Source organism: Nitrobacter hamburgensis X14, from assembly GCF_000013885.1.
GTDB lineage: Bacteria > Pseudomonadota > Alphaproteobacteria > Rhizobiales > Xanthobacteraceae > Nitrobacter > Nitrobacter hamburgensis.
The window spans coordinates 4,356,546-4,377,660 of record NC_007964.1; the positions used below are offsets into that span (position 1 = coordinate 4,356,546).

General features: G+C 59.9%; 19 protein-coding genes, 1 tRNA gene and 7 pseudogenes. 14 read left to right on the forward strand and 13 right to left on the reverse strand.

Annotated features, from left to right (window positions below):
- Positions 1 to 34 precede the first annotated feature (34 nt).
- Positions 35 to 1,094: pseudogene (locus NHAM_RS20415) on the forward strand (IS110 family transposase).
- Between the two features lie 143 nt (positions 1,095 to 1,237).
- Here NHAM_RS20415 and NHAM_RS25440 read toward each other — a convergent pair.
- From NHAM_RS25440 to NHAM_RS20430, 5 genes are all read right to left on the reverse strand, one after another.
- Positions 1,238 to 1,375, reverse strand: a complete 138-nt coding sequence (locus tag NHAM_RS25440) for a hypothetical protein (protein ID WP_011512287.1) — start codon at positions 1,373 to 1,375, stop codon at positions 1,238 to 1,240.
- 88 nt (positions 1,376 to 1,463) lie between these two features.
- The gene (locus NHAM_RS27070; protein ID WP_157043714.1) at positions 1,464 to 1,637 is read right to left on the reverse strand and encodes a hypothetical protein; all 174 of its coding nucleotides are present in this window, start codon (positions 1,635 to 1,637) and stop codon (positions 1,464 to 1,466) included.
- A gap of 772 nt (positions 1,638 to 2,409) precedes the next feature.
- The gene (locus NHAM_RS20420) at positions 2,410 to 2,592 is read right to left on the reverse strand and encodes a hypothetical protein (protein WP_011512288.1); all 183 of its coding nucleotides are present in this window, start codon (positions 2,590 to 2,592) and stop codon (positions 2,410 to 2,412) included.
- Positions 2,593 to 2,964: 372 nt separating this feature from the next.
- Positions 2,965 to 3,174: a CsbD family protein gene (locus NHAM_RS20425; RefSeq protein ID WP_011512289.1), complete on the reverse strand. Its 210-nt coding sequence runs from the start codon at positions 3,172 to 3,174 to the stop codon at positions 2,965 to 2,967.
- Between the two features lie 544 nt (positions 3,175 to 3,718).
- Positions 3,719 to 5,017, reverse strand: a complete 1,299-nt coding sequence (locus NHAM_RS20430) for a chemotaxis protein CheB (protein ID WP_011512291.1) — start codon at positions 5,015 to 5,017, stop codon at positions 3,719 to 3,721.
- Positions 5,018 to 5,213: 196 nt separating this feature from the next.
- Between NHAM_RS20430 and NHAM_RS20435 the strand changes: the two genes are divergently transcribed.
- Positions 5,214 to 7,142, forward strand: a complete 1,929-nt coding sequence (locus tag NHAM_RS20435) for an ABC transporter ATP-binding protein/permease (protein WP_011512292.1) — start codon at positions 5,214 to 5,216, stop codon at positions 7,140 to 7,142.
- 53 nt (positions 7,143 to 7,195) lie between these two features.
- On the opposite strand, the gene NHAM_RS27080 is transcribed toward NHAM_RS20435, so the two are convergent.
- Entirely contained in the window at positions 7,196 to 7,387 is a 192-nt protein-coding gene (locus NHAM_RS27080) for a hypothetical protein (RefSeq protein ID WP_157043716.1), read from the reverse strand.
- A 299-nt stretch (positions 7,388 to 7,686) separates the two neighbouring features.
- Positions 7,687 to 8,299 (reverse strand): annotated as a pseudogene (locus tag NHAM_RS20445) (IS5 family transposase); the annotation flags it as partial.
- A 167-nt stretch (positions 8,300 to 8,466) separates the two neighbouring features.
- Here NHAM_RS20445 and NHAM_RS20450 point away from each other — a divergent pair.
- Positions 8,467 to 8,993, forward strand: a pseudogene (locus NHAM_RS20450) (IS5 family transposase); the annotation flags it as partial.
- Positions 8,994 to 9,060: 67 nt separating this feature from the next.
- Complete coding sequence (locus tag NHAM_RS20455) at positions 9,061 to 10,230, forward strand: IS110 family transposase (RefSeq protein WP_041359312.1); 1,170 nt, start codon at positions 9,061 to 9,063, stop codon at positions 10,228 to 10,230.
- A 529-nt stretch (positions 10,231 to 10,759) separates the two neighbouring features.
- On the opposite strand, the gene NHAM_RS20465 is transcribed toward NHAM_RS20455, so the two are convergent.
- Positions 10,760 to 11,791, reverse strand: coding sequence for an IS110 family transposase (locus NHAM_RS20465; protein ID WP_011512297.1), 1,032 nt, complete (start codon positions 11,789 to 11,791; stop codon positions 10,760 to 10,762).
- 147 nt (positions 11,792 to 11,938) lie between these two features.
- On the opposite strand from NHAM_RS20465, the pseudogene NHAM_RS20470 reads away from it, so the two are divergent.
- Positions 11,939 to 12,280: pseudogene (locus NHAM_RS20470) on the forward strand (transposase); the annotation flags it as partial.
- 29 nt (positions 12,281 to 12,309) lie between these two features.
- Here NHAM_RS20470 and NHAM_RS20475 read toward each other — a convergent pair.
- The gene (locus NHAM_RS20475; protein ID WP_245269960.1) at positions 12,310 to 13,422 is read right to left on the reverse strand and encodes a DNA topoisomerase IB; all 1,113 of its coding nucleotides are present in this window, start codon (positions 13,420 to 13,422) and stop codon (positions 12,310 to 12,312) included.
- A gap of 530 nt (positions 13,423 to 13,952) precedes the next feature.
- Here NHAM_RS20475 and NHAM_RS20480 point away from each other — a divergent pair.
- From NHAM_RS20480 to NHAM_RS20495, 6 genes and pseudogenes are all read left to right on the forward strand, one after another.
- Entirely contained in the window at positions 13,953 to 14,534 is a 582-nt protein-coding gene (locus NHAM_RS20480; protein WP_011512299.1) for a hypothetical protein, read from the forward strand.
- Positions 14,535 to 14,619: 85 nt separating this feature from the next.
- Positions 14,620 to 14,753: pseudogene (locus NHAM_RS29430) on the forward strand (hypothetical protein); the annotation flags it as partial.
- A 98-nt stretch (positions 14,754 to 14,851) separates the two neighbouring features.
- A complete protein-coding gene (locus NHAM_RS20485; RefSeq protein WP_011512300.1) occupies positions 14,852 to 15,487 on the forward strand; it encodes a phosphatase PAP2 family protein in 636 nt (211 codons plus the stop codon).
- Entirely contained in the window at positions 15,474 to 15,614 is a 141-nt protein-coding gene (locus tag NHAM_RS27090; RefSeq protein ID WP_245269962.1) for a hypothetical protein, read from the forward strand. The genes NHAM_RS20485 and NHAM_RS27090 overlap by 14 nt, the downstream gene beginning before the upstream one ends.
- A complete protein-coding gene (locus tag NHAM_RS20490; protein WP_011512301.1) occupies positions 15,611 to 15,958 on the forward strand; it encodes a DUF3147 family protein in 348 nt (115 codons plus the stop codon). Before NHAM_RS27090 ends, NHAM_RS20490 begins: the two co-directional genes overlap by 4 nt.
- A complete protein-coding gene (locus tag NHAM_RS20495; protein ID WP_011512302.1) occupies positions 15,955 to 16,389 on the forward strand; it encodes a DUF3147 family protein in 435 nt (144 codons plus the stop codon). Before NHAM_RS20490 ends, NHAM_RS20495 begins: the two co-directional genes overlap by 4 nt.
- Here the strand turns inward: NHAM_RS20495 and NHAM_RS25445 are convergent.
- The 3 genes and pseudogenes from NHAM_RS25445 to NHAM_RS20510 form a co-directional block, all read right to left on the reverse strand.
- Positions 16,367 to 16,753, reverse strand: a pseudogene (locus NHAM_RS25445) (DNA polymerase IV); the annotation flags it as partial. The gene NHAM_RS20495 and the pseudogene NHAM_RS25445 overlap by 23 nt on opposite strands.
- 63 nt (positions 16,754 to 16,816) lie before the next feature.
- Positions 16,817 to 16,927, reverse strand: a pseudogene (locus NHAM_RS27095) (SOS response-associated peptidase); the annotation flags it as partial.
- A gap of 637 nt (positions 16,928 to 17,564) precedes the next feature.
- Positions 17,565 to 18,365: a hypothetical protein gene (locus NHAM_RS20510; RefSeq protein ID WP_041358508.1), complete on the reverse strand. Its 801-nt coding sequence runs from the start codon at positions 18,363 to 18,365 to the stop codon at positions 17,565 to 17,567.
- Positions 18,366 to 18,611: 246 nt separating this feature from the next.
- Here NHAM_RS20510 and NHAM_RS20515 point away from each other — a divergent pair, with 246 nt between their 5' ends.
- Genes NHAM_RS20515 through NHAM_RS20525 form a run of 3 tightly spaced genes read left to right on the forward strand, consistent with a single transcriptional unit; the run spans position 18,612 to position 20,844 of the window.
- Positions 18,612 to 19,445: a hypothetical protein gene (locus tag NHAM_RS20515; protein ID WP_011512305.1), complete on the forward strand. Its 834-nt coding sequence runs from the start codon at positions 18,612 to 18,614 to the stop codon at positions 19,443 to 19,445.
- A gap of 8 nt (positions 19,446 to 19,453) precedes the next feature.
- Positions 19,454 to 19,648 carry a helix-turn-helix domain-containing protein gene (locus tag NHAM_RS29115; protein ID WP_041358510.1) on the forward strand — a complete coding sequence of 65 codons (195 nt, stop codon included), beginning with the start codon at positions 19,454 to 19,456 and terminating at the stop codon, positions 19,646 to 19,648.
- Positions 19,648 to 20,844, forward strand: a complete 1,197-nt coding sequence (locus NHAM_RS20525) for a phage-related integrase (RefSeq protein WP_011512306.1) — start codon at positions 19,648 to 19,650, stop codon at positions 20,842 to 20,844. The genes NHAM_RS29115 and NHAM_RS20525 overlap by 1 nt, the downstream gene beginning before the upstream one ends.
- 138 nt (positions 20,845 to 20,982) lie before the next feature.
- On the opposite strand, the gene NHAM_RS20530 is transcribed toward NHAM_RS20525, so the two are convergent.
- A tRNA-Pro gene (locus NHAM_RS20530) sits at positions 20,983 to 21,059 on the reverse strand.
- Between the last annotated feature and the right edge of the window lie 56 nt (positions 21,060 to 21,115).

Here is a 21,115-nt window from a genome sequence, read left to right on the forward strand (position 1 = left end):
TGCGAACCGCCACGAAACAGAAGGAACCGTTCCCATGGAGAAGATTATCACGATCGGCTTAGACTTGGCCAAGTCGGTATTTCAGGTCCACGGCATTGCCGGCGACGGGAGTATCGTCGTCCGCCGAGCCTTGCGGCGATCGCAGGTGCTGGACTTCTTCCGCGCTATCGACCCGTGCCTTGTCGGGATCGAGGCGTGTGCAGGCTCGCACTACTCTGGGCGAATGCCATTGGGCAACTCGGGCATACGGTCAGGATGATGCCGCCGACCTACGTGAAGGCCTACGTCAAGCGAAACAAGACCGACGCGGCTGATGCCGAGGCGATTTGCGAAGCAGTATCGCGGCCCACCATGCGCTTCGTGCCCATCAAGACCCCCGCCGAACAGGCCGCCTGCATGGTGCTGAGGACCCGTGAACTATTCGTCCGTCAGCGGAGCCAGACGGCAAATGCAATGCGTGCTCATATGGCTGAACTCGGCATCATCGCCGCCGCGGGCATGACCAGTATCGCGAAGCTCATCCTGGTCCTGCGGGACGCAGAGGACACGCGTCTTCCAGTCGCGGCTCGGGCAGTGCTCCTCGAGATGGCCGAGCAAATCGAGATGCTGACGGCACGTATCGAGAAACTCGACACGAAGATCGTCGCGACAGTGAAGGCAGATGAGACCGCCTGGCGACTGACCAGCATCCCAGGCGTCGGACCGATCATCGCCGCGACAGTTCGAGCCAGCATTCAGGATCCCGCGGCATTCAAAACGGGCCGCGATCTTGCCGCCTGGATCGGAATTACTCCGCGAGCCAACTCCAGCGGCGGCAATGAGCGGCTTGGCCGAATATCAAAACAGGGAAATAAGCAGTTGCGCACGCTGCTGATTGTTGGCGCGACATCCTGAAGCAAGCTCGCAGAGGCGTAAAGCTGCCCTCGTGGATCATCTCGCTGATGGCACGGCGGCCATATAAGGTCGTAGCCGTCGCACTGGCCAACAAGATCGCCCGCACAATCTGGGCGCTTCTCGTCAAAGGCGGCACCGATACCTCGATGCCGACCAGACCGTCTGACGCACTGCGCCTTCGAGCGCGTGAATTTGATTAGGCGATCGGTACCGCGGATTTCATCGTGGCCAGCGGTCAAGGACCGCGGAACGGGCCTAGGCTGGTTACTGTCCTGCGAAACAAGCGCCAAGAACGTCAAATCGCATCCAAGTGCGGCTTTGACGCATATGTGGAACGGCCCGGTTAACGGCTTGGCCAGTGTGAACGCCCGCAGGTTTCAGGATCGAAGTCCAGCTTGCAGGTGCTTCCTCGCGGCGTCTCGATGACGGCATAGATGTGCTCGTCATCGGCCCAGGTTGGGAGCTTGAGCAGGTTCGTCATGTCATGCGTCCTGGGCGGCGCCGACACCCGCTCCGGCGGAGTTTTCTATTGCAGGAGGGAGGCACCGACCGTTCGGCGGCGGGATTTTCTATTTGTCCGCTGACACCACTTTCCCCTCCAGCCAGTCTTGCTCCTCGGCAAGCGCGAGCCATGCATCCTGCATACGTTTGTAGCGTTTCTTCGACGGCAAATCCTTCGCTTCAGCAGCCAGTTCACCGCAGTTGCGGGCGTTCTCCCTGTACTCTTCAGACTTGCTCAACATGCGCTGCTCCGGGGATTGGAACCGTCCTTAGCCATGGCATATTAGATTGGAACGTGCGCACTTTTGGCTGGGAAAGGAGGAGGCTGGCAGAAAATGGTGCCACCATACTGACGCGGCGTGCGGCAGCGCCTCGCTCGCCGCGCAGCGGAGTATGTTCGGGGATGCAACTCTTCCTTCGTCCAATCGTCATTGCAGGCGTAGGACGAAGGCATCACAAGCAGATGTCGACCTTCAGGTTGAATGGAACACCGTGTCGCTGGGGCTGTTGAAAGTGCATATGACCGGAGGACCATCATGCATCGTATATTGGTTATATTGGTTATATTGGTTATTATGACCTGGACGGCGTGCTTAGTCGGGATTGCCAGCGCTCAGACAAACTCGGATTCCAAGCAACCAAACAAGTCTGAATATAACACTGGCCGGACCGTAACGCCGGAAACTAAGGGCCAACCACAACCACAGGGCTGGACCGGTCCCATTGACACCGGGTCCGGCGGCGCTCCTCCAGAAAGTCCGCAGGGCCAAAGTCCACCAGGTATGCAGTCGGCGCCCGAGGGCTCTTCAAAAACAACGGTCGAACCGCACAAGAAGTAGCGTGTTCTTTGGCAGATGCAACGAATTTGCCCATGCGTCGATCTGTACCGCATTAGCGATCCCTCGCCAGTTTTCGTTTCGTCCGCCACCTATGCCCCTTCTTCCTCTCTGGGTTGCCGATAGGCGGCTCATCCGGCCCGAGCAGCGCGTGCATCATCGCCGACCGTGCGAACCATCACCATGCCGGATCCAGCTCAGCGGCGTTCTTCAGTTCTCGAGCCGCGCGCTGCCATGCAGGTTCGGCCTGCACCTTCGGCGGTAACGCCAGCACATACTCGGCGGCATCCTTCAGCGTGCGCAGCGTCTTCCCGTCCGGCGTCTTGACCGGCGCGTTGAAGCGGCGGGACCAGTCTGTCATCGTGCCCGTCTGCTGGCTGCCGCCCGCTTGTAGATCAGGTTCTCCTCAAGCTGGCTTGGTGAAAGACTTGTCTTCCATTTCTCGAAAGCCTCTTTGAACAGTTTTTTTAGCCTGATCGAAACTGCGAGCCTCTCTAGCCTCTCCCGCCGGAGGCCTGCCGCCATGGCTCATCAACGGCATCGTGTCGATGCCCCATGACCGGAAGTCACGATGCTCGACGTGGTGATGCCGTTTCGAGATTGATCCAATTTCCACGCCGTCATACTTCACTCGAAACGAAGGCGGGTCGTTGTTGGTGCGGCGTAGGTTGGGCGGGATTCCAGCGCTAGAAGTGCAGATTAAAAAATGCCCCGCCGAAGCGGGGCAAATCATTTAGTCGGGCCATGATTGAGTGCCGTACCAATCATCAACTTCCTTCTTGGTCTGGTCTTTCTGGTACCCGTAACGCTGTTGCAGTTTTCCTTCGAGCTGCTCACGCTTGCCAGCGATCTGATCGAGGTCGTCATCGGTGAGTTTGCCCCACTGCTCCTTCACCTTGCCCTTGACCTGTTTCCAGTTTCCTTCGACGCGGTTCCAGTCCATGTGATTGCCTCCTGTTGAAGAGGAGGTCAAACGATCAATGGGGAAAGTCCTTCCGTCCGAGCCGAATCAGCGGGTTTCCCGGATGAGCGACTATTTGAACAAAACACCGCGAACGCTGGAACATGAGCGCGCCGCACGCGGTTGTGAATACTGATTGAACTTTGACCCCCTCAATCGGCGCACGCGCAGTCTAAAGTTTTGATTTTATTGATGTGAGAATAGTGACCCTGGCGCCGATCGGCGTCCAAACCCGCGCCGAAACACACAGCACGCGCCGCGCTGTCTCGGTCACCGAGGCGTTGGATGGCTCAACTAGCGACGGGTCATCCGTCTGGCGTGGCTCAACGGGTTGATGTGCTGTTGACGGATAATCAATGAGGTCGTGCCGGGTCTGGCCTTCCCGGCGATAAATCCGCCATTTCTTGGACACGGTCTCGAACAGGTCGCCCTGCCGCCCGACTGTTTCAGCATTGCCAAGAACAGATGGCCACCTTGGCGCAAGCCGAAATGACAAAGAGCGATGATGCGCTGTTGCGGCTCCGGCTCAAGGTAGATCAAGCAATTGCGGCACGAAATGAGATCCCAGCCGTGAGAACGGCGGGTCGCGCAGCAGATTCTGTTGCGCGAACACGACCATATCGCGAAGTTCCTTGCGGACCTGAAAGGAGCCATCGAGCTTCTCGAAGAAGCGCTGCAGACGTTGCGGCGGAAATCCGGCCGTGGCGGCGGCCGGATAAATGCCGTCGCGCGCCTTGCGCAAATTGTCGTCCTGGGCATCGGTCGCGAACACCTTGAGGTCGAACCGCTTTAGCGCCGCCTCCGCCCGTTCCGTCACCAGCATGGCGATGGAATAGGCCTCCTCGCCGGTGGCGCACGCCGAAACCCAGACCCGGATCGCAGCGCCGGAGTCGCGCTCCGCGACGAGCGGGTCGATCACCGATACCGTGAGGGCATTCCACGCTTCGACGTCGCGAAAGAACCCTGTGACACTGATCATCAGGTCCGCCACCAAGGTCTGGACTTCATCCGGATTGGCCCGCAGCTCCTCCAGATAGTCGTTCAGCGTTCCAATGTTTCGGAGCCCCATGCGGCGGTGAATGCGCCGACGCTGCGTGCTGCGCTTGTAGCTGCCGAAGTCGTGTCTGGCGCGGGCTCGCAACAGTTCCAGAACCTGTTCGATGGTTGCCTGACCGGCCGGCGAAGCGGGCCCGGCTTCGGCTGACGCGGCGAGGTAACCATGACGCGTGTAGGCAATGATGGTCTCCGGCATCTTTTCCGGAGCGAGAATATGATCGGCCATATCCGCCGCGATCGCGCTTCGCGGCATGCCGTCGAATTTCGCGGTCTCAGGCGTCTGCACCAGACTCATGCCGCCCTCTGCCCTGATCTCCTTCAATCCATCGGTGCCGTTGCTTCCGGTTCCGGAGAGCACGATGGCGATGGCCCGTTCGCGCTGTTCCGCAGCGAGCGACTTGAACAGCACATCCACCGGATGACGGTGACCGCGGGCTTCCGACGGTTTGGACACATGCAGCCGACCGTTGCGCACCTCCAGATCGGTATCGGGCGCGATCACATAGACGTGGTCGCCATCAATTTTCATTCCGTCATGGATCTGCGCGACCGGCATCGCCGTGCGGGCGGCCAGAATGTGCGCCATCTCGCTTTCGCGATCCGGATCGAGATGCAAAACGACCACGAACGCACAACCGCTATCGCTCGGCATGGCCTCGAAGAAGCGGCTGAGCGCTTCGATGCCGCTCGCCGATGCGCCGATGCCGACGACGGTCGGCGATGGTCTCGCCGCGCCTTCGCGTTCGGTTGTGCGAATTTCAACTTTCACCAGGTCCCATCCTCTCCCGACGTCCTGACGAGACGCGTATTGACCGATCGGCCTGTCATTCGCCTTGATTGTATCACTTCAGAATTTGGCAGAAATTGAATCCAGCACTCCTATCGCAGCGCAACAATTCGAGAGACGTGCCCAAGATCGCCTATTGCGGCGCTTCCGCTACCGAATTCAACCGAGGTCGTGAGCCATGCCGAAGCCGCCAATCCTTGAAGTCGTCACGGAGACCGGACATGCGGTCGAACCCCCGCCTCCAGAAATCTTGGAACCCGACGCAGATCTTTCGCCAGATGAGATTGAGCAGGCACGCAAGGACTATTTGCTCACGCGATTCTGGATCAGCGCCAAAGGATTTTGGGGTGCCAATGGCGGCAAGCTGGCCTGGGTGTTTTCTCTCGGCCTGATCGCCTTGATTATTACAAACGTCGCGTTCCAATACGCCATCAACGTCTGGAATCGCGCGATCTTTGACGCCATCGAGAAGCGTGACGCCGCCACGGTTTTTTATCTAACGGGGGTATTCTTCCCGCTCGCGAGCGGCAGCGTGGCGCTCGGCGTATTTCAGGTCTTCGCACGCATGGGCATCCAGCGCCGCTGGCGCGCGTGGCTGACCGATTCAGTGGTGTCGCGATGGTTGACTAACGGCCGCTACTATCAACTCAATCTTGTCAGCGGCGACCACGAAAACCCGGAATATCGCATCGCCGAGGATCTGCGGGTCGCCACCGACGCGCCGGTGGATTTCGCCTCCGGCGTGATATCCGCGTTCCTTTCGGCGGCAACCTTTATTGTGGTGCTCTGGACCATCGGTGGCGCGCTGACCCTGACGGTCGGTGGGTCGACATTTACCGTGCCCGGTTTCCTGGTGGTGGCGGCGGTGATCTATGCCGGAGTTACCAGCGGTTCGATGGTCTACATCGGCCGCCACTTTGTCGCGGTTTCGGAGAGTAAAAACCAGGCCGAAGCCGAATATCGCTACGCGCTGACGCGCGTTCGCGAGAACGGCGAAAGCATCGCCCTGTTGGGTGGCGAGGAAGAAGAGCGCGACGGAATCAACAAAACGTTCGCCAGCGTCATCAAGCAATGGGCGCTGCTGTGCGGTCAGCACATGCGCACCACCATCGTGTCGCAGGGATCGAGCCTGATCGCTCCGGTCATCCCGCTGCTGCTCTGCGCGCCGAAGTTCCTCGATGGCAGCATGACGTTGGGACAGGTGATGCAGGCGGCGTCGGCCTTCACCATCGTGCAGAGCGCGTTCGGCTGGCTTGTCGATAATTATCCGCGTCTGGCTGACTGGAATGCCTGCGCGCGGCGGATCGCCTCGCTGATGATGTCGATCGACGGGCTGGATCGCGCCGAGCGTGGCGACGGCATCGGCCGCATTCAGCGTGGCAAGACCGAGGGCGACGCAGTCCTCAGCCTTAACGACTTGTCGGTGACGCTCGACGACGGCACCGCCGTGGTGGGAGAAGCGGAAGTGATCATCGATGCCGGCGAGCGCGTGCTGGTGGCGGGTGAGTCCGGGACCGGCAAAAGCACGCTGGTGCGGGCTATCGCTGGCCTGTGGCCATGGGGTGGCGGCAGCGTCAGCTTCCATCCGGACCGTCGGTTGTTCATGCTCCCGCAAAAGCCGTACGTGCCGTTTGGAACGTTACGTCGCGCTGCCGCCTACCCCGCGGGTGCGGAAGACTGGGCTCTCGAAGAAATTGGCACTGCGCTGGACAAAGTGGGACTTGGTCATCTCAAGGAGCGACTTGAGGAAGAAGCGCCCTGGGACCAGACGCTGTCGGGCGGCGAAAAGCAGCGGCTCGCTTTCGCCCGGCTGTTTTTGCACAACCCCGATATCATCGTGCTGGACGAAGCAACATCCGCGCTCGACGCAAAAAGCCAGGATAAGATGATGGAACTCCTCAATAAGGAGCTTCCCAACGCCACCGTCGTCAGCGTGGCACATCGCGTCGAACTCGAAGCCTTTCATACTCGAAAGATCGTTCTGGAACGACGCAAGGGTGGCGCGAAGCTGGTGAGCGATATTGACCTCATTCCGCGCAAGGGAAAACGCCGCCTGCTGGGTCGTTTCCTCGCCAGCGCCAGCGGAAGGCATCGCGTTGAGAGGTGAGGCCAATAGCCTTTCGCAACGAACTGTATGTTCTGGCGGTCCAGCGTTGCGTTTCAGTTGACCAGCCGCGGCCGTCCAAACCCACGCTCCAACCGGTCGATCGCGACCACCAACTCATGCCGATCCAGAATTTCGACCAAACGATCCATCGCAATTTCTGGACACGAGGTGCCGACTTCAAGATATCGGTCAATAATTTCCTTTATCTCAACAATGGCGTGAAGCAATAGATCATGATCTCTCATGTCCGCCTCCTGCGGAGACTGGCCATAAATACATAAGTCAAACGTCGCTGGCTGTCGGTTCAAACGCAGATCGGCCTCTAAAGGGAAATTCCGCCGCCATTACCGCGGTGTCTTGTCGGGACCGGCCCGCACCCCTGCAAGCGGCGGTTAGCGATGGTGCAAGCTTGATGCGTTTGCGTTCCCCGCTAAATCGTCACTACTGCCTAGGTTGAACCGCGGGGCGTTTAGTCGCCGAGGAAGCCGCTATCCCTTGGCGGCTCGTCACCTTTATCAAACGCTAATATGCCGAACGGTTGGGCTTGCCTACCGGCATCGGCGAAGATCGTTTCGATGAATGGGAAGCGCCGCCGCGCCTGACGCAGAACATCGCGCGCGCCGTCGCGATCCTGCACGCTGTTGGAATGAATGACGACGCTCAGAGAAGCCCGAGCGTGTCGACGAGAACGTGGCGTTTGCGGCCGGTGATCTCAGCGCAACGTCTTCGTTGTCGCTCCTTGCCCGCATCATATCCTTGCGGGTCCAGTCCAGAGCCCCTTTTTGAGCGGCTTTCGCGCTCTGGCTGTCGATAATCGCAGCTGTCGGACTGGCCTCACGTCCGGCCAGCTCACGCGCCATGAGATAGAGTGCCTCGTGTATGCGTTGCAAGGCGCCATCACGATCGAGCAGAATGAAATAATCATGTGCCGTGCTCTTCGGCGGCAGGTCCTTGGGTAGCGCGTTCCACTGGCAGCCCGTCGACAGCACGTAGAAGATGGCATTGATGACTTCGCGAACATTGACCTCGCGTTTGCGCCCACCGCGCCGCGCCGGCGGCACGAAGGGCGCGACAAGGGCCCATTCCGCTTCGATCAGATCACTCGGATAGCGAAGCCCGCGACGGTCCGCCGCACGGCGGTGTTCAGCTGTCCACATGGTAAGGCGCTCCGCGACGAATCACGCGCCTTACAGGGAATCATAAATGATTCCGCCGATTCAACTTCTTTTCGGATCGGCTCTTAAGAGCCGATTTAGGAAGAACTTGAGTCAGATGAGTCGGTTGTGATTCCATGTCCTGGAGCGATCCGTGACAGGAGCACACGATGTGGAAGCCTGAACACCGTCTGACGGCTGACCGGCGCAGCCAGCGCTATCCCAGTGATTTGAGTGATGCGGAGTGGGTGCTTGTTGCTGCAATGATCCCGCCGGCGCGACGAGGCGGACGCCGCCGTTCGGTCGACGTCCGCGAGGTGTTGAACGCGATCTTCTATGTGCTGTCGACCGGCTGCCAATGGAAGGCGATGCCGAAAGACCTGCCGCCCAAGAGCACGGCGCATTTCTACTTCATGTTACGGGATTGGGACGGCACGTTGGATCGTATTCACGATACACTCTATGTAGCGACACGCGAAGCAGCCGGACGCGAGGCGAGTCCCACGGTTGCAATCATCGACGCCAAAAGCAGCAAGGCAGCGCAAAAAGGGGCTCTGCACTCGACCCGCAGGGCTTTGATGCGGGCAAGGAGCGACAACGAAGACGTTGCGCTGAGATCACGGGCCGCAAGCGCCACATCCTCGTCGACACACTCGGCCTCTTGCTCGGCGTGAGCGTCCATGCCGCCGATATTCAGATCCCATGGGGATAGCGGCAGGCGCTGTGACAGAGTGCAACTGCTGCAACACTCTGTGGAGGTGATCATGCCCGTTACGACTGACCAACTCGAAGTGCCCGCGGCTATCCGGGTCGATCTTGGCGCGATCTTCGTGTCATTGGAACTGAGCAAATCGACCTGGCTGATCACATCCTTGTCGCCGGGCCATGGCGCAAAGATGTCGCAGCACACGGTTGTCGGCGGCGACATTGCCGGGCTGTTTGTGCGCTTTGGCGTGTTGCGCGAGAAAGCGCAGGCGCGCACGGGCAAGCTTTATCCGCTCGTGGTGATCGAGGAAGCTGGTCTCGACGGCTTCTGGATCGATCGGCGCCTGCGCCGGGAAGACTGGATCGAAAGCCATGTTGTCGATGCCGCCTCGATTGCCGTGTCGCGCCGGCGGCGCCGAGTGAAGACCGACAAGATTGATGGCGAGACGCTAGTGCGAACGCTGCTGGCCTACAAGCGGGGCGAACCGCGCGTCTGCTCGATGGTCAGAGTACCTACCCTCAAGGAAGAGGATCGTCGCCGAACCTGCCGTGAGCGCAAGACGTTGGTCGGCGAGCGGACGCTTCACATCAATCGCATCAAAGGATTACTCTTTGGCCAGGGCATCACCGGCTACGCGCCGCTGCATCGTGACCGGCGCGAGCGGCTGGAAGAGCTACGAACCGGCGATGGCGACGCTCTGCCCGGTCACCTCAAGGCCCAGATATGCCGTGAACTTGACCGGCTCGAACTGTTGATCGAGCAGATCAAGACGGTGGAGGTGGAGCGTGACGCGCTTCTGGCCGAGAAGCGGGAAGACATGCCTTCGTCCGCTGCGATGTTACGCGAGATCAGAGGAATCGGCCCCGAGTTCGCCGCCATCCTCTACGCGGAAGGTCTGTACCGGCACTTCGACAATCGGAGACAGCTTGCAGCCTATGCAGGGCTGGCACCGACGCCTTGGAGAAGCGGATCGATCGACCGTGAACAAGGCGTCTCGAAAGCGGGCAATCCGCGCCTGCGAACGACGATGGTCCAGCTTTCGTGGCTGTGGTTGCGTCAGCAGCCGGACTCGGCGCTGGCTTGCTGGTTCCAGGAACGGGTGAGGCGAAATGGCGGTCGTCTGAAGAAGATGACAATCGTCGCGCTCGCCCGCAAGCTGCTTGTTGCGCTGTGGAAATACGTCACCGCCGGCGTGGTCATAGAGGGCGTGGTCATGAAATCCACGTGAGGCTACACAAACATACTCCGCAATCTTCCGGGACCTGATCAAGCCCCGGCGGATCCAGGTGGACGAACCGGTCGCGGTCCTGGCCAAAAATGCCGCCATTCAGAATGGTCTCGTCCTCCTGAGCCCTTGCCCGCCGCAAGCGGGATATTGGTGCAGCCGTCCCGTGCGGCGACCGGATGTGAGGTTGATCAGGCTCGGGAATCGAGCCGCGTCATGCAATCGGGGCTCAGGCCGTGGATGCCGTGAACAAGGAACCTGCCAATGTGTCCGTGATGCTTCTGTAATGGGCCTTCGTTCGTCAAGTCCCCTCTGAACGACATCTCATCGCCAGGATCATGCTTCTGTCCGTGGTCAGCGCGAAGGCCACCACACCATGCCATCAGATCCTTAAGCTGACAGGTCAATCTAAGAAGCGTGATCTGCCGAAGCATTCACAGCATCACACACGACCTTGCCAAGCTCTCGTCCCGGCGACGGGACCTCTGTAGAAGCGGTGCCGTTTCGGCTCGCTCCGAACCTGCTCTACCTCCTATGCGGCCGTGGCAGCCTTGCTCCAACGGAACTCGGTCGCATCCACCCACATGCGATGGAGCACGACGCCCAACTTGCGGGCAAGAGCCACCTTGGCGCGCTTCATGCCTCGACGTTTCGCCACGTCGAGCGCCCAGCACTTCAGGCTCGAGAAGCGGGTCGCCCGCGTCAGCATGATGTGCGCCGCTTCAAACAGCGCCGTTCGCACCATGGCGTCGCCGACCTTGCTGACACCGCCATCTCGATCAGTCTCGCCGGATTGATACTTTTTGGGCGTAAGTCCGAAGTAGGCTCCGACCGTACTGGATTTTCCAAACCGCATCGGCTCGTCCACCGCCGAGCGATAGGTCAGGGCGACCAAGGCGCCGACGCCAGGTGTGCTCATCAATCTCCGGCAGACCTTATCAGCGCGCGCGATCTTCAGCATCTCGCGATGGAGCTTGGTGAACGCGCACCACAACGCCGTCCGCGCCACCAGCATCGCGCCAATCACCGTCTCCAGAGTGGCGTGGCCCGCTATCAATTCCCGGATGCGCGCCTCAAACCTTCCACGACTGACTTCGCCGACCTTCAGCCCGTAACCGCGCAGGATTCCACGGATGCTCAGTTCGACGTCGAGAAGCTTGCCTTGCAGAAGTTTGCGGCCAACGAGAAGAGCCCGGGTATCCTTGCAAGTCACCGATTTGGCGTGAACCGGACGGTACCATCCCATCCGCAGCAACTGGGCGATCCCACGCGCATCTTTCCGGTCGGTTTTGACTGTCATGGCCGACAGCCCCGCCTTCACGTGCCGCGTCTCCAGCAACACGGCAGCGCGTCCGGCGGCGACAAGCCCCGCATGCAGCCATTGCGACAATGGACCGGCTTCGAGCCCAATGCGGCTGACAGGCAATTCCAGTTCGTCGAAATAGCGGACCAGTGCTTCAGGCTCGCTGGCGATCTTGACCTCGCAGACGATCGTTCCGGTCGCGTCCACAACGCACACGCTGCTCTCTTTCAGTGAGACATCGATTCCCGCATAATGCTCCATGGCTGTTCCTCTCATGATGCTTGGAGCCGATCGCTCGGACTCCGTTTCAACACCATCATTCTGAGGGACAGCCACCCAATCTGGCTATGCTCGCGAAGGCCGGCCCATTACGGCATCTATTACTACTTGACCCGAACATCCCCATGTGAGGACCGCGACGGCGCGCATGACCTGCTACGCCGAGCGCGGCGGCGCTTTCCCTTCGTCGATCGGATTTTCGCCGATGGCGGCTATCAGGGACCAAAAATGGCGAAGACTGTCGCCGCGACGGGATGCTGGAAGACCGAGATCGTCAAGCGTTCCGATCTCCATCGCTTCGTCGTGCTGCCCAAGCGCTGGATCGTCGAACGGACTTTCGCCTGGATCAGCCGCAATCGTCGCCTGATGCGCGATTTTGAGTGCTACACCAGGACCGTCGCAGCCTTCGTCCGCCTCGCCATGATCCGCGTCATGCTCAGGCGCCTCACACGCTCAACCCAATGCTCTTGAATCCAATCTTCTTGGATCGGCTCTTAGGTCTAGGTTGCCTTGGCGCGCTGCTTCGGGCGCTCTGCTTCTTTCGCAAGGCGGCCACGCAGCAGAGCCAGAACCGCGGCTTCCTCAGGTTTCAGGCTTTCGACATTGGCCTGTAATTCGCTCTCGGCTTTGGTTTTAAGCTCAAGCACGAGATTGCCATCCATATAGGAGTTCATCACTTCCGGATGCACATAGCATTTCCGGCAAATGGTCGGTGCGTTGCCGAGTTTCGCCGACACTTTTTCAATGGCGGCGCGGAGATTTCGCTTCGCCTGCGCCGCGCTGTCGAAGCTCTCAAGCTCATTAAGCGCCATGGCTGCCAAGACTGTACCCGCCCAGGTGCGAAAATCCTTCGCCGTAATGTCCTTGCCGGTGATTTCCCGAAGATAGGCATTCACGTCGGTCGAGCTAACGTCCTGAAAAGCGCCTGCCTCATCGACATATTGGAGCAACTCCTGCCCCGGAAGCTCCTGACATGCCTTTATGATCTTTGCAATGCGGCGATCCTTCACGCGCAGAGACCATTGCTTGCCGCTCTTTCCAGTAAAGCGGAAGCGCACCTCATTTCCATTGATGGCGACATGCCGATTCATGAGCGTCGTCAGGCCATAGCTCTTGTTCTGCTCTGCGTATTCGTCGTTTCCGACCCTGATCAGCGTCGTCTCTAAAAGATGTACGATAGTCGCCAGCACCTTTTCGCGCGGCAATCCACGCTGGGCCATATGCTCTTTCACTTTTTCCCGGATCCCGGGCAACGCATCGGCGAAGGCAACGACATGCTCGTATTTCGTGCTTTCGCGCACTTCGCGAAAACGTGGATGATAGCGGTATTGCTTGCGGCCTTTCGCGTCTCGCCCCGTAGCCTGGATATGGCCGTCGTTGAAGGGGCAAATCCAGACATCGGACCAGGCTGGCGGAATCGCGAGCGACTTTATCCTGTTCAGCACATCCGGCTCGGTCAGCTTAGAGCCGTCCGCGCGTAAGTAGGTAAAGCCGGTGCCCGCCTTTTTTCGTTTAATGCCGGGACGCGCGTCCGAGACGTACCGTAGACCCGCAAACTCAGCGGCGTCCTTCGGATCAACGATCGTCTGCACAATTTCCGCGTCCAGCCGCAATGAAACTGTCCTTTCAGAGCACTTCAAACGAACGGTCCGAAAGGAAACCGGTTCCCGACGCGTCCTCCGCCCGCAGGTATTCAGTCGAAAGACGGAGCAGCCTTGGAGCCGAGCGGCCATCAACTCTTGCCATCGGTCCATCGGGTCTAATCCTCTGGGCAGCCTCGGGGAGGGCGAGGGATCGCGGCTGTCGGCCAACCACGAGGCTCAGCGTGCGAGAAGGATCATGCCCATCACGACCCAGGAATTCGCAGTTTATGAGGAACCGGCAACGGACCCTCGTTGTTGCTCCATAGCTCTGAACGCAGGAGGGCAAGAACATGGGCAAGGGCGCTCTTCTTTGGTTGCTCGGCATACCGCTCCCGATCATTCTGCTTCTTTGGCTGTTTGGATTTCTGCACTAACTGGTGGCGCCTGAGGCACCTCCGCTATCGGACGATCGGACATACGACACATCATTAAAGGCGCGGGTACTTGTCCGGCCTCAAGTGACCATAATGGGCGATGACCTTCAATCCGGAGTAGACGCCATGCGCGCGGACGCAAGCCGTCATCAGGTGCCATCGCCCGATCTACAAATTTTGTCAGTTGAGCCACGACGGACAAGTATTTGGATCAAAGAACTACCCTACAGTCTCGTTCTGCTACTAACCATAATCGGCGTTGCCTATACGAGCTTCTTGAAACAACCGATTGTCGTCTATTGGGAGATTCTGGCGGTAGTGATTGGAGCCATCTGTATCGGCACCGGATGGCAGAGCGCAGCCGACAAAGACGCGCGATGGCGGTTGGTTCGGACGCAGGTATTGCATTGGTGCGCATTTCTGCTCGTGATGAACATGATACTTTTGCCGAGCGTGCAGAGGATCCTCAATGCCAATGTGACTGGGCTCGCCATTTTCACCTTGCTGGCACTCGGTACGTTTACCGCTGGCATCCATGTCGCTTCTTGGCATGTCTGCCTTCTCGGACTCCTCTTGGCCCTGAGCATTCCAGCGATTGCGTGGATTGAAAGTTCCGCATTGATTGTGGTTCTAGTTGTGTCCGTGGCGCTTGGAGTTGGCGCCGTGCTTTGGTGGCATTGGCATAGGAAGAAGCCCATCCCAGGTTGACACAGCGTTTATGAAAACAAGCAGCGGCGGCGCAGCGTGCAGTCGATCACACGAGCTCGCGGTGGGTAAAGAGCCCATCGAATTCCCGAAACCAGAGCTTGAGAAAATCCTCGGCCAAACATTCGGGTTCCGCTCGTTCAGGAGCAGGCGATGCAGGTCGCGATGATCGCGGCCGGATTTACCGCAAACAAGGCCGATCAGCCGCGCCGTGCCGCCGCCGGTCGGGATCAAGTTTGGCCGAAAAATGAACCCACGCAATCGGGAGGCGTTAGTAGTCAGTTCTTAGAGGACGCATAGCATCAATTCGCAGACCCCAAATGAGTACACGTACGACCTTGGCGAAGATCGTCGGCTTGACGCAAAGCCATCCGTTTCCCGTGGAAGTGAAGCCCACGGAAGCAGATGTCGAGATCGCACAAGCGATCGCTCATCACGCCACGCCCCTTCCCGAGGAGATCGCCAGGGCACTAACGTGGGGGGCAGATGAGAAGGTGCTGTTAGTTCTCGCCGCGATCGGATGGATGGCTTCGCGAGGCGGGGGGGAACAGCTTCGGCGGGCTGGTAACCATGCGCTGTTGGTCACGGTGGTCTCCTCATTGCTACCGCACGGTATGAAGCTAATTTTCGATCAGACTCGTCCAGATCGAAGAACCGTGCTGGGGCATGTCCACGGCATTTCGTTCTCTGGCAAGCGCGACGATGCTTTTCCCTCGGGCCACGCACTCCATATGGGCGCATTGGCGTCCGCAGCTGGCGCCCTGCCGCCCGGACCGCGGCGAGCGATCCGAGCCATCGCGGTGGGCCTTTCTCTCACTCGAGTCGCGATCTTGGCGCACTGGCCGTCGGATGTACTCGCTGGCTTCGCGCTCGGCGCGGTTCTGGAGCGGTTCCTTCGGCTGTGGACGGGATACCCGCCCGTACTCATGGAGAAGAAAGAGGATGCCGATTGTTGAAGACCTCAAGGAGGAGTACGCGGAGCGCGCCACCGGGCTGGGGCGCCCTGGCAAGGGCGCGGTTATGAGCTTCGTGCGGCAACGCAAGGCGGGACCGCTATCGAAGCTTTGGAAGCGGCCGAAATGAGTGAATATGTCATCCGCTTCTTTCTCGGTGGCATAGTGGTGTCGGCATTCGCGATGGTCGGGGACATCCTGCGTCCCAAAAGCTTCGCCGGTTTGTTCAGTGCCGCCCCATCAGTGGCGCTCGCGACGCTGGGCATCGCCGTTGATCGACATGGAGCCGGCTACGCTGCCTTACAGAGCCGCGCAATGATGGCCGGCGCAATCGCGCTTGCCATCTATAGCGTCGTGGTCTGTCAGACCCTCATCCGGTCGCCCTTAACGGCAATGCCGGCCACGCTGATCTCGCTTGTCGTTTGGCTGATCGTAGCCTTCGGCCTGTTGGCGATGTTCGGAGGTGGAACGTGACTCCGGTCCGCATCTCGTTTTCATCGCTGCGCGAAGGGCGTCCTTATGAATATCTGGTCCGCTTCGCGCTCGGTGGCGCCGCGACCGTAGTTACCGGTCTCGTCAGCAGCCGTTATGGAGCATCTGTCGGCGGTTTGTTCCTGGCTCTTCCGGTTATCTTCTGCGCCAGCGCCACGCTGATTGAGAAACACGAAATTCGTCGGAAGAACGAAGAAGGCCTCGACGGTCGTCGGCGCGGACAGGAAGCGGCGGCGCTGGACGCGGCCGGCGCCGCGCTTGGCGCGCTTGGGATGTTAGCCTTCGCGCTTGTCTTCTGCATCGTGGTCAAAGCCAGCGTTTTCGTCGCCTTCGTCGCAGCGTCGATCGCCTGGCTCGTCGTCGCCATGGCGGCTTGGTACGCGCGGCGCAAGACGAAGCCGCGTTTGCGTTGAAGCCTTTAAACAGGCTTCGGTTAGCGACATCGCGCGCCAGCGGAATTCCTTGCAGGTTTTCCGTGACGTCCAGGTAAGCCTCGTCGAGCGATAGCGGTTCGATGATCGGCGTGTGCTCGGCGAAGATTTCGCGGGTCTGCTGCGAGACAGCCTTGTAGATCTCGAAGCGCGGTTTCACGAAGATGAGGTCCGGGCATTGTCGCTTCGCGGTGACCGACGGCATAGCCGACCTGACGCCGAACTTGCGGGCTTCGTAGCTTGCAGCCGCCACGACACCGTGCTCGCGGGATCCGCCGACCGCGACCGGTTTGCCACGAAGATCGGGATTGTCCCGCTGTTCGACCGACGCGTAAAAAGAATCCATATCGACGTGGATGATCTTCCGTTGGCTCGGGGGGACCGGCCTGGCTATCCTCGTCTTCGTCGGTCACGTCGCGGACTCGGCTGCATCTTCCTTGACGCCGCGGGCAACGATCCGGAGCGAGCCGTCCGGGAGTGGGCGCTGCAGCCGCAGGGCCTCGTCTGGAGGCGCGGTCAGCCGGTGCCGACCTTGCCCATATAGACCAGCTCTTTGCCTCGGCGCTTGCCGAGGTAGAGGGCTGCAACGCCGGTCGGGTCCTTTACGAACCCGATGACGGGTGCCCCGCTGCGCGGTCTTGACCTTGAGCCACCCCTCGTTGCGGTCCGAGCGGTACGTCGCGGCGGCGTTCTTCGAGACGATGCCTTCCCAGTTGAGCTTCGCGGCGTGTGCGAACATCTCTTGGCCGTCGCCGGTCAGGTGCTCGCTATAGCGCACCGGCGATTCAGGGATCGAACATCTGCGCCTTTTCATGTGCCAAGCATGTCACATGGAGTAAGTGGAAACGGATCGTAACGGTTGGCGGAATTGGCAAAAACCCTTGGTAATGCTTGGTAATCTTGAAGGACGGCGTGAATTGGCCGACAACACATGAAAAAGCCCGCCAGAGGCGGGCTAATTCACTGATATCGCTATCAAATCTTGGTTGCGGGGATAGGATTTGAACCTATGACCTTCAGGTTGTCAGCCTGACGTTCCAATGCTTCACGGTAGGAAAACGGGTGCGCGGGCTCGGCGGCGTTTTGCCGTGTGCAGTCGCAACCTGCCGCGTGCAGCCGCACGCTCCGCGCGTTGCCTTCGGAGTAACGGGGGAGTCCTACCCCTCATCTTCAGAGGACACCAACTCGGTGGCCGACGGGCGGCTGATCTCCAGAGGATCGAAATCCTTGCCTCGATGGTGGACCGCAAAAAACTCGATGCCGGCGCCCTCTAATTTGCGCTGATGCAGCCACCGCCAATATCGGATGCTTTCGTCAGGAACTATCGCAAGCACCCGCTCGCAATAAGCTGCCAACCCCGCCACTATCCCCATGAACGAGCCTAATCGGCTATCATACTCCCTGGCGTAACTATAGGGACCAAAAATCACGACAGCCGCGAGCGCATTCGGGTCATTTTCCCTTACGAAAAGGATATCGGCCGGATCGTCACTAGGCGGCTTTTCCAGCCGCTTGAAATCGGGCGTCAAATGCAGCGTCGCCCATTTGCGTACTTGGCCCTCAAGCCTATGCGCATATTGGCGGCCACGGGCGTACCCAGCGTTTTTTGCGCGCGCGTTCTTTTCCGCCTCACGCAATTGCTCGACGGACCATCGCCCACCCACGATCACGCGCGCGGCCTTCAAAGCCTTGAGCGCGTCGTATCGATGCCACCTAGCAACCAATTCAGCCGCCGCGACCGGCACCGTACGCAGACGTCTGACATAGTCGACGTATTCATCGGAGGTGTCGTCTTCGATGCGCTCGATATTCTCCAGAGCGGAGATCCAATTCCGAATGGTTCGCTCCTTGGCATTAGGCAGGCCTCGACTGGGCCAGTTAATCGAAACACGCCGAAATGCCGTCACAAGGTCCTTGTTCGGACTGTGCCGCATCTCCTCGCGCACGTTTTCGGCCACTTCAGCCCAAGCGGTAACCCCTGGGCGCCCAGCTCCCTGACCACGTGGCGCCCCCCTTCTGCTCAAGCGTCTTTTTTCCAAAGCGGCACCTTACCGGTAAGTGAATACCGTAATCTCATCCGACCCGGCCTGAATCGGGCCGATAGTAGCTGAATATTCGGTCCCCTGCTGGATAGCCTCGACCGTCCGCTTGTAATATACGGGTGTCTGCCGTATATAGCCTTTACGAAAGGACCAATTACGTCAATGAACGGCGACACTACAAACTGGCTCAGCAGGACGCGCCACGTCGATATTCCCGCGGAGAACCTCGCGGCCGTCCTTGACAACGAGGCGCTCAGCTTCGTTTTCGGTGAGCAGACCGAAGTTTGCTATTTGGCGTTGGGCCAGGGCCCGGCGGCGATGGCTGGGCATATTTTGCGGCAACGCCAATCTCCGCCGTGGGATCGCCGTTGGATCTGCGATCCCACCAAGCTGGATTCGGTCAAGATCATCGTGTTCGACTACCGGAGGTCGCTCAATGCAGCGATCTCGACGTACTCGGAACTTGGCCAACCGTGCGTCGAAGTCGTCGAGGACGACCTGCCGTTCCTGCTTGGCGACATCAATGAGATCGTCATCGGCCAGGAGAACCCGAACCTGCTGGACTACATCGGCTGGCGGCTCGGCCGCGTTCATCACGCGATGCGACATCTGCGCCACGACGAGATCATGCAGTTGTTGAAGGCCCCGCCGTCTGCCCGCCATGCCTGCTGGCTGCTCAACCATCGCGACCGGCTTTACGGTCGGCCGACATGGATCGAGATCGAGGCGTTGCCGTGGTCGGTGCGTATCGCCGAGTGGGATGTCATCCCCTGCAAAGCGGTTCACCCCGACGGCAACGCGATCCTCTTCGACGGCAAGTGGACCTGGTTGCCGCTCTCCGACTTCGACGATCGCTACTGCAAGTACGTGCAGCGCACCGACATGAATGTGTTGAGCAGCTGGAGCGCGCGGGCTCTCGACCACGACGGCGCGAACGAGGACGACGACGTCCTGAGCTGCACGTTCGACGAGGCCGACTTCGAGGCCGGTGAATAGGCCTCATAATGGAACCCGTGCTCCCCGCATTCCTGACGATTGACGACGTCGCAAGCTTGCTGCGGGTCTCTCGGGAAACCGTTCGCCGCATGGCCCGTCGCGGTGAGCTCCCGTTCGTCCGCGGTCTGCGCGTTTTCCGATTTCCCCGCGAGGCCGTGCTGTCGTTGCTGTACTCGAACGAGCCGCCGGGGGCGCCGCGCTAATGGTCAAATCCCCCCGAACCCGTCGCCGTGGTCATCGTTTCGAACGTCTTCCGAAGGCCTACGGATTCTACTGGCTCGTTCGGGATCGGCTCGCCGCCATTTATTACGTTAGCTGGTTCGACGAGGAAGCGCGTCAGACCCGGCGGCGGACGTTGCATACGACCTCCGGTGTTGATGCGGAAAAGATCGCCGAACAGCTCGAAAAGCACGGCATCATCGGCGACCCCAAAGCGTTTCTCGACAAGAAGCCGATGACGCTGACGGGAGAGGTTCTCGACTATTACAAGAAGGAACGCGTGCCGAAGATCAGGAGCGGCGAAGCCGCCACCAGCGCGATCGAGAACTATGTGCGCCCCCGACTCGGCAATATCCCGGTCGCCGTGTTGCGCAAGCGCGATATCCGCAGCTTTCAGGACGAATTGCTCCGGGAAGGCCACGCGCTCAGCTACGTCAGTCGGATCGGGTCCGTGTTGAGAGCCGCCCTCAACCTTGCGGTCGAAGACGAGGAGATACCAGCCGCGCCCAACGTGCCCGAGATCCGTGGCGACGCCGAGATGGAAGCTGAAGAGCTTCGTGGGCGCGAGCTCACGATCCTGGAGGTCGCCAAGCTCTTCGATGCGATCTCCGATGTCCACATGCTCGACTACAACATCGCCGAGATCAACACCGCCGCGCGGCCCGAAGCCGTTCTCGAACTCGTCGCCGAGCAGATAGATTGGCAGCACAACCTGTTCGAGATGAATCCGGCCGGCCGCATCCAGACCAAGAAGTTTCGGCCGATCATGCGCATCTCGGCGACATGGGCGCCCTGGCTCGATACCGTCACGAGCGGCCCGATCGTCACCTACCGAGGCGAGGCGGTGAAGTCGATCAAGACGGCGATGCGCAACCTGGTCAGCAAGGCCAAGCTCCAGAGGCGGGTGAACTCGACCTCGATCCGGCACACGCTGGGCCGCTACATGGAGAACGTGGCGAAGGTGCCTGGACGCGAGATCTCGATCTTCCTGGGCCATGTCCCGGTCGCGAAGAAGAAGTCGACCCGGCGCTATTCCGGCATCGACCCCTACGCCCCGGAGTACATGAGCGAGGCGATCGCCGCGGTCGAGGCCTTCGTGCGCGAGGTCAACAAGCACACCAAAAAGTGGGATCTGGTGAAGCCCTACGCCATCAAGCCGGGCTGGAAGGGGCGGAAATAATGGTCGTCGGTCCCCACCCCCAACATGGCGACATGGCTGCGTCCCGCGGCGGCGAGACGGTGCGTGCATTTTGCGTGCAAATGGGGCAGAAGAGCGCGGTCTGGAGCTTCCGCGAGGCCGCGCAAGCCATTGAAATAATGGTCGGAGTGGCAGGATTCGAACCTGCGACCCCTGCGTCCCGAACGCAGTGCTCTACCGGGCTGAGCCACACTCCGACAAGACGCGGCTTATAACCCTGGGTTTCGCGCACCGCAAGAAGCCTGAATCGAGA